This is a genomic window from Planobacterium oryzisoli (genome assembly GCF_015354315.1).
GTDB lineage: Bacteria > Bacteroidota > Bacteroidia > Flavobacteriales > Weeksellaceae > Planobacterium_A > Planobacterium_A oryzisoli.
This window is the reverse complement of sequence record NZ_JADKYY010000008.1, coordinates 83,726-99,433: the sequence shown is the minus strand read 5'-3', so window position 1 is coordinate 99,433 and position 15,708 is coordinate 83,726. Positions and strand designations below refer to the sequence as shown.

General features: G+C 44.0%; 15 protein-coding genes. 7 read left to right on the top strand and 8 right to left on the bottom strand.

Annotated elements, in window-relative coordinates; translation table 11 throughout:
* Positions 1-352 precede the first annotated feature (352 nt).
* The 7 genes from IC612_RS07610 to IC612_RS07580 all read left to right on the top strand — a co-directional run bounded on the left by IC612_RS07610 (position 353) and on the right by IC612_RS07580 (position 4,909).
* Positions 353-682 (top strand): ArsR/SmtB family transcription factor, encoded by a 330-nt coding sequence (locus IC612_RS07610; protein WP_194739586.1) that lies wholly within the window; start codon positions 353-355, stop codon positions 680-682.
* Between the two features lie 44 nt (positions 683-726).
* The gene (locus IC612_RS07605; RefSeq protein WP_194739585.1) at positions 727-1,200 is read left to right on the top strand and encodes a DUF6428 family protein; all 474 of its coding nucleotides are present in this window, start codon (positions 727-729) and stop codon (positions 1,198-1,200) included.
* 34 nt (positions 1,201-1,234) lie between these two features.
* The gene (locus IC612_RS07600; protein WP_194739584.1) at positions 1,235-1,840 is read left to right on the top strand and encodes a low molecular weight phosphatase family protein; all 606 of its coding nucleotides are present in this window, start codon (positions 1,235-1,237) and stop codon (positions 1,838-1,840) included.
* Positions 1,840-2,331, top strand: coding sequence for a GNAT family N-acetyltransferase (locus tag IC612_RS07595; protein WP_194739583.1), 492 nt, complete (start codon positions 1,840-1,842; stop codon positions 2,329-2,331). Before IC612_RS07600 ends, IC612_RS07595 begins: the two co-directional genes overlap by 1 nt.
* 9 nt (positions 2,332-2,340) lie before the next feature.
* A complete protein-coding gene (gene arsB / locus IC612_RS07590) occupies positions 2,341-3,378 on the top strand; it encodes an ACR3 family arsenite efflux transporter (RefSeq protein WP_194739582.1) in 1,038 nt (345 codons plus the stop codon).
* A 352-nt stretch (positions 3,379-3,730) separates the two neighbouring features.
* Positions 3,731-4,279 carry a DUF305 domain-containing protein gene (locus IC612_RS07585; protein WP_228512931.1) on the top strand — a complete coding sequence of 183 codons (549 nt, stop codon included), beginning with the start codon at positions 3,731-3,733 and terminating at the stop codon, positions 4,277-4,279.
* A 111-nt stretch (positions 4,280-4,390) separates the two neighbouring features.
* Positions 4,391-4,909 carry a hypothetical protein gene (locus tag IC612_RS07580; RefSeq protein WP_194739581.1) on the top strand — a complete coding sequence of 173 codons (519 nt, stop codon included), beginning with the start codon at positions 4,391-4,393 and terminating at the stop codon, positions 4,907-4,909.
* 76 nt (positions 4,910-4,985) lie between these two features.
* On the opposite strand, the gene IC612_RS07575 is transcribed toward IC612_RS07580, so the two are convergent.
* From IC612_RS07575 to IC612_RS07540, 8 genes are all read right to left on the bottom strand, one after another.
* Positions 4,986-6,425, bottom strand: a complete 1,440-nt coding sequence (locus tag IC612_RS07575) for a glycoside hydrolase family 30 protein (RefSeq protein WP_194739580.1) — start codon at positions 6,423-6,425, stop codon at positions 4,986-4,988.
* A gap of 137 nt (positions 6,426-6,562) precedes the next feature.
* Positions 6,563-7,252 carry a glycoside hydrolase family 16 protein gene (locus IC612_RS07570; RefSeq protein ID WP_228512930.1) on the bottom strand — a complete coding sequence of 230 codons (690 nt, stop codon included), beginning with the start codon at positions 7,250-7,252 and terminating at the stop codon, positions 6,563-6,565.
* An 8-nt stretch (positions 7,253-7,260) separates the two neighbouring features.
* On the bottom strand, positions 7,261-9,483 hold the full coding sequence (gene bglX / locus IC612_RS07565) for a beta-glucosidase BglX (RefSeq protein WP_194739579.1): 2,223 nt from the start codon (positions 9,481-9,483) through the stop codon (positions 7,261-7,263).
* A 9-nt stretch (positions 9,484-9,492) separates the two neighbouring features.
* Entirely contained in the window at positions 9,493-10,950 is a 1,458-nt protein-coding gene (locus tag IC612_RS07560; RefSeq protein WP_194739578.1) for a glycoside hydrolase family 30 protein, read from the bottom strand.
* 24 nt (positions 10,951-10,974) lie between these two features.
* Positions 10,975-12,054 (bottom strand): glycoside hydrolase family 16 protein, encoded by a 1,080-nt coding sequence (locus IC612_RS07555; protein WP_194739577.1) that lies wholly within the window; start codon positions 12,052-12,054, stop codon positions 10,975-10,977.
* 79 nt (positions 12,055-12,133) lie between these two features.
* The gene (locus IC612_RS07550) at positions 12,134-13,084 is read right to left on the bottom strand and encodes a hypothetical protein (RefSeq protein WP_194739576.1); all 951 of its coding nucleotides are present in this window, start codon (positions 13,082-13,084) and stop codon (positions 12,134-12,136) included.
* Positions 13,085-13,090: 6 nt separating this feature from the next.
* On the bottom strand, positions 13,091-14,191 hold the full coding sequence (locus tag IC612_RS07545) for a hypothetical protein (protein WP_194739575.1): 1,101 nt from the start codon (positions 14,189-14,191) through the stop codon (positions 13,091-13,093).
* A gap of 11 nt (positions 14,192-14,202) precedes the next feature.
* Positions 14,203-15,708 (bottom strand): RagB/SusD family nutrient uptake outer membrane protein, encoded by a 1,506-nt coding sequence (locus IC612_RS07540; RefSeq protein WP_194739574.1) that lies wholly within the window; start codon positions 15,706-15,708, stop codon positions 14,203-14,205.

Genomic DNA, 15,708 nt, shown 5'->3' with positions numbered 1-15,708 from the left:
ATACCCCGGTTTACCTTCCACACGGTAGGTACTGATAAGCTCACGTAAATCGATCTGCTCAATAATCTCATCCACTATACGAACGGGATGGTCCTGAGGTACCAACTCATCGATAGAGGGCGGAAAAAGCCAGAGTTGGTCTTGGTCGTATTCTTTGAAAGTAGGTCGCATCTTGTTGATTATCAGTAATAAAGATACAAAATATCGCCTAAATATGCAACACTAAAACCTCCTAAAATAACGAAACCGCCTCAATTTAGTATTGAGACGGCTTCATTTACTTAATTTTAAAATTAAAATTGTTCTGGTAATAATTTAATCGTAATATTGCAATATTATAATTAACATTGCTATGGGTACAACCAATACTACTCACTACACAGAAAGACAAAATACAATTTCCCTATTATTTAAGGCGCTTGGCCATCCCGCACGCATTGCAATTATAGAGTATCTTGTAAAAATGCGTTCTTGCGTCACAGGAGAAATAGTAAAGGAGCTTCCACTAGCACAACCTACCGTCTCTCAGCATTTGAAAGAATTAAAGAATGCGGGACTGATACAAGGCACCATTGAAGGGACGTCTGTATGCTATTGTATAAATCCTGAATACTTCCAATTGATAGAATTATATTTCCAATCGCTCGATTATAACTTTTCAGAAGATCTTTGCTGCGATTAACAAAAATTTTAAAAGCATCTTCTAATCCATTTAATAGTACTATTATGAAACTTTCAGAGATCAAAACCATCCTACCTACGTTACAAAACGTAGAATTCCAACTTGAAAACGGGCAGATGGTTCCCGAGTATTTCCATGTAACCGAAATAGGTTCTATAAGCAAACACTTTATCGACTGTGGGGGAGTGGTACGCAGGGAACATACAATTAGCTTTCAACTTTGGAATGCAGACGATTATGAACATAGATTGAAACCTGCAAAACTACTTAACATAATTAGTATTTCGGAAGAAAAATTGGAATTACAAGACGGCGAAATCGAAGTCGAATATCAAAATGACACCATTGGAAAATACGATTTAGACTTCAATGGAAAACTCTTTATTTTAAAAAATAAAACCACTGCCTGTCTAGCTATGGATTCCTGTGGTATTCCACCAAATTCACAGAGTCCTAGCAAAGATCAGGGCAATTCATCAAATGTGTCCTGCTGTACACCTGGAGGAGGATGTTGCTAATTCCTACAATTTCAATCTACATAAAAACAATACCATGCAAAAATCATTAAAAGTTCAAATTCAGGATTTAGCTCAAGTAAACGAATCTAGAAAAAATGATCTAACACCTTTGATTTCCTATATAAGAAAGAAAAGAGCAAATGCAGAGGCCGTTAATCTGAATTTCATATGTACGCACAATAGCCGAAGAAGCCATCTTTCTCAGATTTGGGCACAAACTATGGCCTTCTATTTTAAAATCGACAATTTATTTTGTTACTCAGGAGGTACAGAAGAAACGGCACTTTATCCGAAAGTTGCGGATACTTTGAAAAATCAAGGTTTTACTGTCCTTGAAATAAGTGAAGGTAAAAATCCCATTTATGCAATAAAATTTGCAGAGAATGCGCCTGCTATTATTTGTTTTTCGAAGAAGTACGATCATCCCTTCAATCCCTCTTCGAACTTCGCCGCTGTCATGACCTGTGATAATGCGGATCAAGGATGTCCCTTCGTAGCGGGAGCAGACGGGCGATTCCCTGTAAAGTATAGAGATCCCAAAGTTTCCGACGGTACACCATCACAGGATGAAGTCTACAGAGAACGCAGTCTGGCGATCGCTTCCGAAATGTACTATATTTTTTCTCAAGTAGCCGAGTAATGGAACTAATTGAAATAAAAGAAGAGTATTACCCACAGATAGCTTCCATCTATGCAGAAGGAATCGCTACGGGTCAGGCTACCTTTGAGCTTTCCGCACCGAGCTGGCCCGAATGGGATCTTTCTAAATTAAATCATTGTAGGATAGGGGTAAAAGCCAACAACCAACTGATTGGCTGGGCTGCACTCTCTAAGGTAAGTGATCGGTGCGTCTACGGCGGAGTAGCTGAAGTTAGTATTTACATCAGCGAATCGCACCGCGGAAAGGGAGTGGGGAGGATGTTATTTACTGCCCTAATTGAGCAGAGTGAGAAACACGGACTTTGGACTTTGCAAAGTGGTGTCTTTCCAGAAAATGAAGCTACAGTAAAACTACATAAAGCACTTGGGTTCAGAGAAGTGGGATTTAGAGAACGTATTGGTAAACTAAATGGGGTATGGCGTGACACAGTACTTTTGGAACGCCGAAGCAAAATAAATGGAATTAATTAATCTTTCAACATGCAACCGAAACTAAAATTTCTAGACCGTTATTTGACTTTGTGGATCTTTCTCGCAATGCTCCTTGGAGTCGGTATTGGTTATTTCTTTCCTTCTTTTGCGCAGTTAAGCACTTCATTATCTTGGGGTTCAACCAACATCTTACTCGCTGCAGGGCTGATACTTATGATGTATCCTCCACTGGCTAAAGTAGACTATTCACTACTTCCTTTGGCTTTGAAAGATAAAAAAGTGATGGGTATATCTCTTTTGCTTAACTGGATAGTTGGCCCTATCCTCATGTTTATCCTGGCTGTCGTTTTTCTTCGGGAGTATCCTGAATATATGGTTGGATTAATTCTGATTGGATTGGCACGCTGCATTGCAATGGTAATTGTATGGAATGACCTAGCAAGAGGAAACCGTGAGTATGCGGCACTCTTAGTAGCATTAAACAGTATATTTCAAATCTTTTCCTACAGTTTCTTTGTCTGGCTTTTTATCAATGTATTGCCAGAAAAATTAGGACTTGGAAGCTTTTCTGTAGAAGTGTCAATAACTGAAGTGACGCAGAGTGTCTTAATTTACTTAGGGATTCCATTTCTGGCAGGATTTCTTACGCGCTATCTTGTTGTAAAGCAAAAAGGAATCGAGTGGTACAATCGCAAATTTGTACCCCGTATATCTCCTGTGACTTTGTATGCGCTACTTTTTACGATCGTGCTAATGTTTAGTTTAAAGGGGGAGAAGATAGTAGAACTTCCTTTCGATGTCCTAAGAGTTGCAGTCCCTTTGGTGGTATACTTCGTATTAATGTTCTTTGTAAGTTTCTTTATCAATAAAAGTGCAGGAATTGCGTACGATAAAAATGCATCCATAGCTTTTACAGCTACAGGAAATAATTTTGAACTTGCAATTGCGGTTTCCATTGCAGTATTTGGTATTAATTCACCGCAGGCATTTGTCGGAGTGATAGGACCGCTGGTCGAGGTTCCGGTACTAATTCTTTTGGTACGAGTGAGTTTATGGTTAAAAGATCGGTTCTACACATCAAGGTAGAGACAAGGCAGGCGATTGATCTATCTCACTAAGGATAGTAGATTTTCCATTAGCTAAAGATAAATAGTATAACGGTGCTAGGTATATTATCTAGCACCAAATACCATGGATACACCGAAGTGTAAACTAATCTCGATACAAAAGCATAGGGTACGAGAGTATGCAGTGGTTTTAAAAGAAATAATTCTTAAAATATATCCGATTTAACATAATATAAATTATAGGGCATTTTAAATTATAATGGACTGTAGGTGGTTAAAACTAGAAACTTTATTGATAATACTTCATATTCTGTAAGTAGCTTACACTTGTTGGTTTCTAATTTAGAGGTACAAAATAAAATCTCTTATTTATGGACAATTCAACACACGACACACAACAGATCGATACATCACAGCCATCTTCTCATAACGAGCGCGGGATGACTCACCAAAGTGCCAAGCATAAAAATTCCTACCGTAACTTACTTTGGATGATGATTCTTTCCTTCCTATCCATGTACATACTTATGTATGCGATGGTAGATCGCCTAGAGAACGTAATTCCGAATGTCAACCAATTCTACATGGCAGGACTAATGACTGCGCCCATGCTTATTTTTGAATTGCTTCTAATGAAATCCATGTATCCCAACAAAAAATTAAATACTTTTCTATTAGCCACGGGCGCTGCCCTTCTTATAGGCTTTTGGTTGGCTATACGCACGCAGGCAGTAGTTGGTGATACGCAATTTCTAAAGTCTATGATTCCACATCATGCAGGCGCAATTCTGATGGTTGAAGAAGCAGAACTGTCCGACCCCGATGTTAAGAAATTGGGAAAAGAAATCATACAGACGCAGCTGGAGGAAATACGCGTGATGAAGGAAAAAATTAAGGAACTTGAGCAAAATACAAAGTAATTTCATTATTTCTCATCTAATGATGTGACTCAATGTTGCAAACAATTAGCATCACTTGCACCCTCACCAGCGTTTTGTTACTTTTACAGTGTACTATCAAAATAAAATGTTATGACGAAGATTGTTGCGTTAATTGTGGTGGCCATGACTTGGACTTCTTGTTCGGAGAAGAAAGCAGAAACACAGACTCAGAATACTATCGACTCCTCTGGAGTATTTGTGGACGAGGTATCCGTTACGGACTCCACCTTAGTTACCAGTACCACGTGCTATCTGCAGGTAACAGGTAAAGATTCCCTTATTGCCCAAATTGATGACAATTTAGGAACGGTTACTGGTAAGCTCTTCTATAACAACTTCGAGAAAGATTCCTCGTTTGGAACGCTGATTGGATCGGTAAGTGGTGATACCATCAAGGTGGAATACGATTTTGAGGCCGAAGGAACTAGGTCCCTTAGAGAACTATGGTTCCTTAAGAAGGATGGAAAATTAGTAGAAGGTATCGGTCCGTACGATAAGTCCGGAGAGCGTTTTTCCTCCGCTAAAGAAGTGAAATTCGAAGGGGGGCACGTACTTAGCCCAATGGACTGCGAACAAGCAGAGAAACACTTTAAAAAGATAGGACTTTAACGTATTTCTATATGTAAATATACAAAGGAGCAGTCTAATTCAGACTGCTCCTTTTCAATTGATATGGAAGAAAAAATTAAAGTATCACTGTCTGGATCGAATGGGCTGGAGCACTTAATTTGGCGCTCTTACCTTCAATCCAAAGATTGTATTCTGTGTCCTTATCACCCTCATTCATAACCACCATCACCAGTTTTCCGTCCGGATTCATAAATGTGGTTGCAAGAAGATAATCCCTGTTGGAAGATGTTCCAATACGCTGCGCGTCCTGCTTCACGTATTTGGAAAGGTGTCCTATATAGTAGTACTCGTAGGTGTAGTGCACCTCACCGGTTCTAGTATCTGCAATAATCGGAGCAAAACAATAATTGTCCTTATGGTTTGGACCACCCGTATGGTCAAGAAGCACATTCCAGTCCGTCCATGCAGAGGTTCCACTGTTGAAATCATTGATCATATTCCGGCCGTAAAGCTCTCCGAGGGAGACGTCGTAGATGTTGTCAAAACTGAATTTTTCTTTGCAACCCTCAGTGAAGATTAAAAACTTGTCTGGGAATGCCCGATGTGTTTCCTGTAGATTGTCAAAAAGCTGCGAGTCGTTCGTCCAGGTTTCGTACCAGTGGTACCCTATTCCACTGGCGTATTTCATTGCCAGATCGTTGTTTAATGTAGTGGTAGCCCGTTGGTACATGAGATCCCGGTTATGGTCCCAGATAATCACCTGCTTATCTTTGTATCCGTTTTCCCACAGTGTAGGTCCAAGGTTTTGGGTCAAGAACTCGCGCTCTTCATCGGCAGTCCAGATGCAGCTCTCCCAAGTTTGGGTAGCCATTGGCTCATTCTGAATGGTAAGACCCCATACAGGCACTCCCCTCTTTTCGTACTCCTGAATGAACTTCACATAGTAATTTGCCCAGGTTTGGTAGTACTTATCAAGCAACCTGCCTCCGCGAAGCATGCTGTTGTTGGATTTCATCCAGGCCGGTGGAGACCATGGTGAGAAGTAGAACTTAAAATCCTCTCCTATCCTCTTCTGTGCCTCCTTGATCATTGGGAGCTTGTATTTCTCGTCGTGGGCAATATCGAAGGTCTTTAACTCCGTGTCATTATCCTTCACGTAAGTATACATCTCACTGGAGAAATCACTGGAATTCATGCTGGTGCGCACCACTGTGTATCCTATTCCGTCTTTTCCGTAGTAGGCATCTAGAATCTCCTTTTGCTTGTCTTTGGGCATCTTATAGAGCGTCTCTGCAGAAGCATCCGTTATGGCTCCCCCTATACCGATTAATTTCTGGTATTTGAAATCCGGATCCACAAAGATGGCTACATCGGTCTCTTTGGGCTGCTCAAAATCCACAAATTTTACTGCGCCTTTATCTTTAAACTTCTCTCCTGCTTTGGCATGGGTCATAATGCGTTTCCCCTCCTGGGAAGTCTTATGTTTCCAGTAGTGCTGCGCCTGGATTTGCAGGGCAAAAGAAAGAACAGCGGCTGACATTAGAACTTTTTTCATATGCGTATATTTAGATAGTTTCTTTGACTTTTATTATTGATAGACTCTTACATAGTCTATGAGAAAACTCTGCGGGTATATGGTGGAATCGACTCCTTCCTTACCTCCCCAATTTCCTCCTACAGCCTGATTCAAAATCAGATAGAAAGGCTGATCGAAAGGCCAGGCGTCGTACCCGCCCTGCTTTTCTCCACATGGTAGTATTTTACCCCGTCGACATACATAGTGATTCCCTGCTTGTTCCAATCCATTTTATAGACATGAAACTGCTCACTCACAGTAGGAACTTCAATGGTATCGGTTATTTGGGTATTTATGATATGATTATATTTTTCGGTATGAATGGAGGCATGGACAAAACCGTGGTTGTATCCTACATGCTCCATGATATCTATCTCCCCGTCTCTTGGCCAATCTTTCATGTTTTCACTCATCATCCAGATCGCTGGCCAGGTGCCTCTCCCTTTAGGAAGTTTTGCACGTACTTCCACCGTTGCATACTTCCAAGAGTGTAGACCCTTGGTCTGGAGCTTTGCAGAAGTATAATGGTTGGATTGGTAGTTCTCTTTATGCGCCTGAAGAATCAAATTTCCTTCTTCAATTCGGGCGTTTTTCGGCGATGTAGTATAGTATTGCAACTCATTGTTTCCAAAACCATGGCCTCCGGTATCGTATTTCCATTTAGTAAGGTCCGGAGTGCTGCCTTTATCGAATTCATCGTGCCATACAAGATTTTTTCCATCCAGCTTCTGAGGAACTTGGCTTTGGCAGCTAAGTATACTTAGGGAGCCTAGGACAAAGGCACATAATTGTAGGTTTATTTTCATGAAAATATCTATTTTTCCCAAGTGATCTTGGCTTTATTCTGAGTCGTAGAGTCTCCCCCTACCATTATTTCAAATTCTCCAGCGTCCCAATCCCAAACGAGTTGATCATCGTAAAATGAAAGCATCTCTGGAGTAATAGTAAACACTATTTCTTTGGTCTGGGAAGGATTCAAATGTACTTTTTCAAATCCTTTGAGTTCGCGTACGGGACGTACGACCCTTCCAACCAAATCTCTTATATAAAGCTGAACTACTTCCTCTCCGGCAGTTTTTCCCGTATTGGTAACTTTAACCGATACCCGTAGTGATGTATTGCCTTTCAGGGTTGTGGCACTTAGCGTAATTGGTGTATAAGAAAATGTAGTATAACTGAGTCCGTATCCAAAGGGATATGCGGGACCGTTATCTAAATCAATGTAAGCGGAGACGTAGTTGCGGTTAGTAGGTGAACTTGCAGGACGTCCTGTATTGTAATGGTTGTAGTATACCGGAACCTGTCCTACCGACCGTGGAAAACTCATTGGTAGTTTACCGGAAGGATTTACTTTCCCCAGTAAAACATCGGCAATGGAGTTCCCAGCCTCAGTACCTAACCACCAAGAATATACTATAGCATCCACATGCTCCGAAGCCCAGTTAAAAACCAGTGGACGTCCTGCATTGATTAGTAAAACAATAGGTTTACCTGTTTGGTGCACTGCTTCGAGAAGTTGTTGCTGCACTCCAGTGAATTCCAGCATACTTCGGCTCTTGGCTTCGCCGGACATTGCGTGACCTTCTCCCAGGGAAAGCACCACCACGTCGGCAGCCTCTGCCGCTTTGACTGCCTCTGCAAAAAGGGAAGTATCTGTGCCCTCCACTTCGGCTCCTTTAGCGTAAAGAAGCTTCGTTGACTTTGGCAAAGCGTTCTTTAGACCCTCATACTGAGAAACGATCCTGTCCTTATCGTCCTTAAAAGGTACCGACCAGAATCCATGATTAGCTACCGTCTCCTTTGCAAAGGGGCCAATAAGCGCTACGTTTTTCAGTTCCTTTGAAAGCGGTAATAGATTGCCTTTATTTTTAAGAAGCACCATGCTTTTAGAGCCAAATTCTCTTGAAAACTCCAAATGCTCTTTATGATTCGTGTATTTTTTTTCTCGGGAAAGGTCGCTGAAACGGTACGGGTCTTCAAAAAGTCCAAGCGCGAATTTCATCCTTAGAACCCTGCGAACGGCATCGTCCAAATCCTTTTGGGAAATTTTACCTTCCTTGAGTAGCTCTGGAAGATACTGTGCATACACTCTGCTTTCCATATCCATGTCGGTTCCGGCATTGAGTGCTTTTTGCGCTGCATCTTTTCCGTTTGCAGCATACCCATGATTTATCATTTCTCCGATACTTCCCCAGTCGGAGACCACAAATCCTTTGAAGCCCCAATCTTTCTTAAGTACTTCCCGTAGCAGGTACGGATGCGCACTGGCAGGAATCCCGCTAAGGTCATTGAACGCATTCATAAAGGTGGACACACCCATAGCAGCGGCGGCTTTGAACGGCGGCAAATAAACCTGGTGCAGCTCGCGAAGGCTCATATCCACACTGTTGTAATCCCTTCCTCCCACGGCAGCACCGTAGGCAGCATAGTGCTTTGCGGTGGTAAGCAAGGCATCGGTATGACCGATACCCTTTCCATGAAATCCACGTATCCGTGCTTTGGCAATCTCGGTACCCAAGAACGTATCTTCTCCTGAACCTTCCATTACCCGGCCCCATCGGGCATCACGTGAAATATCTATCATAGGTGCAAATGTCCAATGGATTCCATAGGCCGCAGCTTCCGTAGCTGCAATGCGTTCGGAACGCTCTATAAGGGCAAGATCCCAAGAGGCAGCTTGTCCCAGGTTCACAGGGAACGTGGTACGGAAACCGTGAATTACGTCCTGAGCAAATAGAAGCGGGATTTTAAGGCGCGACTGCATGGCATGTTCCTGAAGCATGCGCGTTTGGGCTGCGGAACGTACATTAAGTACCGACCCTAGCCTCCCCTCACGTATAAGTGCAACCTTATCTTCTTTTCCTTTCTGCACGATCGGTCCGGTAAGATCTTCCCAGTCTGAGTTCAACTGACTAAGCTGTCCTGCCTTCTCTTCGGGGGTCATTTGCACCAGTAGCTGCTCGATGCGCTGCTCCGTAGTTTGCTGAGCCCCGGCCATGGCAAATGCCAGTCCTAGGACTGAAAGATATTTTTTCATAGGTTCTGATTAAAAAATGTAGGTACCTACCGCTCCTGCATCCAGGGTGAGGGTAGCCCATTTACCGTTGATCCGAATATTAAAGGACTGCGTCGTTGCGTTCTCGTTCAGGGCAATGAGGGTAATTTTCCCAGAGGGCTGGAGAAACGCTACCGAAGCAATTCCCCCGTTTTGGCTGGAGGCCACGCGCACGGAATTCTGCGGTACAAACTTCGAGGCATGCGCTATGATATAGTAGGCCACATTGCGTGAGAAGTTCTCACTGCTGCTTACAGTTATAGCACCTTTGCAAGTAGTACATCCTCCTGGAGTATGCGGTTTGAACTGAGAATCGTTAGCAAGGTTCCATTCCAGTGCATTTTTACTCCAGTTTCGCATAGAACCAATGATGACATTTTTAATATGCCACTTCAGATCGCCTCCAAAGTTTCCATTCGATGCAGTGTACTGTTCGGTAAAATAAAGGTTTTTCGTAGGAAATGTATCGTGGATACCTTGAAGCGCATTAATGTCCCCTCCGTAAAGATGGAAGGCAGTTCCGTCCACGTATTGTGCAGCCTGCGGATCGGATAGTATGGCAATCGGATAGTCCGGTCGGTCCGCATTATGGTCGTAAATTACAATCTTGGTAGTTACTCCACTGCTGCGAAACGCAGGTCCCAAATGGTTTTTAATGAATTCTGCTTGCTGCGCAGCCGACATAGAAAGGCTTGGATTGTTTCCGGGATGCAGCGGTTCGTTCTGTGGGGTAATGGCCGTAATGTTGATTCCGTGCTTTTTCATCTCCTGGATATACTTGACGAAGTACTGTGCATACACGGAATAATATTGAGGCTGTAACTCTCCTCCAATAGTACTTCCATTGGTTTTCATCCACGTTGGTGGCGACCACGGGGTAGCCATTATTTTTATGGCAGGATTGATGGCAAGTATTTCCTTGAGCATGGTGATAAGGGCCATATCCTTTTCTAGTGAAAATTTGCTTAGGCTGAGGTCCGTCTCACCTGAAGGCAGGTCATTATAGGAAAAAGGTTCGGGATTCAGGTCCGAAGCACCGATACTTAACCGAAGGTAACTCACCCCTATCCCATTGCCTGCAGTAGAGAAAAGCTCCTTCAGTAGCTCTGAGCGCTTTGAGGCAGTTAGTCGGTTCAGTACCTCCACGCTTCCGCCAGTCAGTGTATAGCCAAACCCGTCAATGGATTGGAATTTCTGGTTGAGATCCACATCTATGAAAGGGTGGGTATTGGTCTGGGAGCTAAAAGCAATAATGTTCTGCAATTTTACAAGCTTTTGTGATTCGTCCCCTTTGGTCACCCAGGCATCCATCTGGTTCTCCACCACAGGTGGTGTTACGGGTGGTTTGGGCTCGGAAGGTTCCGAAACACTGCTGCGCGAGCAGCAAGCCAGGGAGCTGGCTGCAAGTAGTATAGTGAAAATTTGTGTAGAGAAACGTTGTAGTGCCATGAAATGTTGTTTTTAAGGCGTTAATTACTGATATACGCGTACGTAGTCCACTTCTAAGGTAGCATTGGTGACCAAAGGATCAATGGTTCCTCCAAAGTTCCCTCCCATTGCCATGTTCATGATAATGAAGAAATCCTGATTAAATGGAAGCGACTGACTATTATTGAATGTAAAATAAAGCGTATCGTCTATATAGAACTTGATGTGACTTGGAGACCATTCCGCAGCATACACATGGAACTGGGTAGAGGCAGTGGCTAGTGTGGTCTTTCCTCCTACGGCATTGCCACCAAAATTTCCTGGGTAATGCAGTGTAGAAAATACCTGATTCTGCTGATTGCCTACATGCTCCATGACATCTATTTCGCCGCAGGCAGGCCAACCTACCTGGTCGATATTACTTCCCAGCATCCAAAGCGCCGGCCAGGTACCACCGCCCGTAGGCAGCTTCGCTCTGAATTCTATTTTTCCGTATTTGAACTGGTACTTGTTCTTGGTCACCAGTCTTGCCGAGGTAAAGGTACTTCCTGAGAACGCTTCTTTGATTAAGCGTATTTTAAGCGTACCATCGCTTACAAGTGAATTTTGCAATCGATTGGTATAGTACTGAAGTTCATTATTACCCCATCCGTCCTGTCCGGTCCCAATTTCATGGGTCCATTTGCTTGGGTCGGGCGCGCCTTCCGTAGAAAACTCGTCTGACCAAACCAACTTGGCTTGTACATTGACTTTGATATTTAGGGTCTTTGAAATGAATTTCTCGCCTTTATACGCCGAGATATACACAGTGTACTCTTGCACTCCTAGGGCCTTGAATGTATAGGAGAAAGTTCCTGTCGACGAAGTCAAGGTCTCTCCGTTGACCAGCATTTTATACGTTGTGGCATTGTCTGCCTTTACACTAAAGTCTACAACTCCACTACCGTCCCCGTAAGGATTTTGTGCATTACTACCTTTAATAAGCGTAGAAACCACCAAATTACTTGGAGTTTGCGCTATGGTCTCGCCACCTGTTGCACCCTCACTGCCCGATGAACAGTTTGTAATTCCAAAAAGTAGTACTGTACCTATAAGTGCGGATAAAAGTGAGCGTAGAATTTTCATAAAAGCGTGGTGTTTGTATTCCGTATTAAAAAAAAGGGAGCGGTCGGTTCACCTCCGCTCCCCGTGAGAAACTAAATAATTATTGAACCGGAATAAGTTTCAGATACCAGGCATTGCCCGTTTCTGTTCCCTGTACTCTTAAGTACATATAGTCAGCAGTAATCTCTAAAATCTCGTATTCCTTCTTGGTAGCTCCATAACCAATAAAGGTGGAGTTGTCTGCAAGTAGAATGCTGGTAGACGTTGTAGCATCTGCCGGGAGCCCTGCAGAAGCTTCAATGAAGGAGAATGCTCCAGTGCCTCCCGCGTACGGATAACATCCTTCCTCTCCGGAAGCCGGTATTCCTGGAATACCAGAAAGCGTACCTGTTTTAGTTAGCGCTCCGTCCGGAGTACTGGAATTGATGGTAAAGGTTGTTGGATTCACTTGAGTGAAAGTGAAGCTTGCCGTATAAAAACAGTTACAACATGCCACTTTTTCATTCACTGCCGAAGACCACCATTCTGGTGAAATCGAGGTAGAACTGTAAGGTCCAACTCCCATATGTCCTGCTACGGAAGCATCCACTTTCCAAGTCTTGCTGCTTCCACCCGTAAGGTTTGCAACAATCGTTGGATCTGGGTTAAACACACTTTTAACTGTGATGTCCTTGGTTGCCACTGTAGAGGCACCACCGGCACCGTAGGCAACCACCGTAATACGATAGGTTACATTTCCAAGTTTGCTAAACTTTTTATTGACGGATCCTTTTGGCATTGCTTCCAAAGTAGGCGATGCATTAAGGTCTGACACATCGGTATAACCGATGCGGTAGGTCATGGCATTGTCGGCCGTGGCACTAATTTTCACCAGTCCACTACCGTCGCCATAAGGGTTCGCATCATTCTGGCCTACTACTTCCGTGGTTATGATTAGGTTTTCAGGAGAGCTTAAGGCGCCCAGTGTATATTCCTCCTCTTTACAGCCTGTGAAGAGCACTAGTGCCATACCCAGTAGAGCGGAAAACTTCGTTAGTATACTTTTGTTCATGATCTTTTAATTTGTTTGGGTGATGTTATCGATTAAAAGTACTTCACCGTTACCCGATGCACTTAGGTTGTACTGTATTACGTACTGACCGAAAACGTGTGCTGGATCAATGTTCTGGGAAGAGAAATCAAAGGTGAGCGTCTGCCACGCATTCGCGGTGGTAATAGGAACTTCCACACCCGGATTAAATCCTTGCCCGTCCTCTAATTGGAACCGCAGGCTCTTACCGGTTTCTGTTGCGTACACCTGAATGGTGAACTTGGTTCCATTCTCCAGCAACACAGGAGTTCCGTTAGGAGCTCCTAGCGGAGTCCAGGTTCCAGCCCAGCTTTCTGCTCCTGCACCTTTGGTATACTCAAGTACCTTGGCAGAAGTGTTGGTTCCTTCCGAATACGGGTTCTCAATGATACGGGTAGAAACACCACCAAATGTACCTCCTACTCCGTAGTTCACCAGTGGATTCTCATAGCTCACCGGAAGTCCAAACGGTTGGAATACCGTTACCTCCTGACTTACAGTCGTTGTAGCCTGACCACCACTTAAGGCTACCACGCGTACATTATAGATACCAGGAGTAGCATAGGTGTAGGTAGCAGAACCACCCTGAGGCACAAGTACTCCAGTCTCCGTGGAAGTCTCTCCAAAGAATACGCGGTATCCGCCGGTAGCATTCACTCCCTGAGGAGTCACGGTAAGGGTATTACCGGCAAGGGAAGTCTCTATCTGTACGTCCGTAGGAGCAGTGAACTTCACTTCCAATGGATAGGTGGTCACCGTCTCATTTCCTGTAAGATCGGTTGTAGTTATGGTAACGGTGTAGCTACCTTCAGGATACACATGCGTTACCGAGGCGCCCGGAGTAAGAACTGCCGAGGCAGCAGCACCCGTCCCATGGCCAAAGGCTACGGTGGATTTGGATATGCCCTGTCCTATTGGCGTAATCTTAACGGTACCTGAATTATCTGTACTGATATCGAAGATCTTGTCGTAGTTGCCGGCAGCATTGTCAATGAGCTGCGGCACCTCTTCATTAATTCCTTCAATTTGGCATCCTACCGTCACTAAGGAAAGTGCAAGCAGACCCATATAAATTTTAGAATATTTCATTGCTTTTTCTTTTAGTAGTTAGGATTCTGTACCAGTTTGGTGTTTTGAAGCTCCTGATAAGGGATTGGGAACACTTCGTTCTTTCCGGCAACAAAACCTCTAGGACCGAGCACGCGCGCTGCATCACCCCAGCGTACCAGATCAAAGAATCGGTGTCCTTCTCCTGCAAGCTCCAGTCTACGCTCTTTCTTGATCGCATCCATAGAGACAGTCACTGGTGCAAGACCTACCCTTGCGCGTACTGCATCTAAAAGAGCCTGTGCGCGTGGACCGTTGCCTCCAAGTGCTTCCGCCTCCATTAGATAAGTGTCGGCCAAACGGATCACGTAGGAATTCTTACGGTAGTTAAGAACCGCATCCCCTGCACCGTCCGTAATATCTGCATTGGTTGGAAGGAATTTATTTAGGAAGAAACCGGTATCCTTATATCCAGGAGTGTAATCGGCCTTACCTGCAGCTTTAAGCGCTTTCATATCAAAGATGGTAGCAGCATAACGCGGATCGCTTTTCATTGCTGCCTGAAGATCTTCAGTGAAAATACTGAAACTCCAACCCGTTGGAATATCTGGTGCATCCGCAGTGATCTTCGTATACCCTCTTGGACCTACCATTACACTGGCAGAATTCCCCTCATCGGTGCCACTACCCCAGTTACCCCATCCTGCATTACTTAGGTTGGTGTGGGAAGCTTCAATAATGGATTCGGTATTGAATTTATTGTCCGTTACCCATAGGTCTGAAAAATTAGAGAGTAGCTTGTAGCCATATTGGGAAGTACCCCCTGGCGTACCGTTTACTTGCGCCAGCTGGGCAGCAGCTTCCGATTTTTTACCTTGTGTTAAGTACACTTTTCCAAGCAGCGCGCGCGCAGAACCTTGTGTCATTCGGCCGCGTTCTTCAGAAGCAACGCTCATAGGCAGGTCTTCTATTGCTTCAAGAAGGTCTTTCTCGATCTGTGCGTACACCTCCTGCGGAGTAGATTGTAGTACATCGTACATGGCCACTGGATCCACCGGAGCGGTGAGTAATGGAATGTTTCCAAACATGCGTACTAGATTGAAATAGTACAGTGCACGTAGGGATTTGGCTTCGGCAGCAAAACGGTCTTTCTTTGCGGCATCCATCGGTACGTCCGGTAATTTCTGTAATAAAATATTGGCACGGAAAACTCCTTGGTAGTGGTCACTCCAGAAGCTTCTTGGAACCGTGAACTGGCTAATGGTATAGTTAGAGAAACTCTGGATACCTGTTCCATCGGTTTCCCCCCCGCCACCGGCGTAGTTATCGTCGGATCCTGCATTCATCATCGTTACCATGTTTTCAAATCCTCCGGTGTTCTTTCTTAACACATCGTAGGTAGCAACAAGTCCTGAGAATGCTTCGCTTTCGTTTTTATAGTAATTGGTCTCGGTAAGCTGCCCGTCGTTAGGCACATTGAGATACTCCTCCGAGCAACTAGCACCTGCGAGCAGTAGTAGAGACACTGCAGCTATGTTAATATATCGCTTGTTAATCAT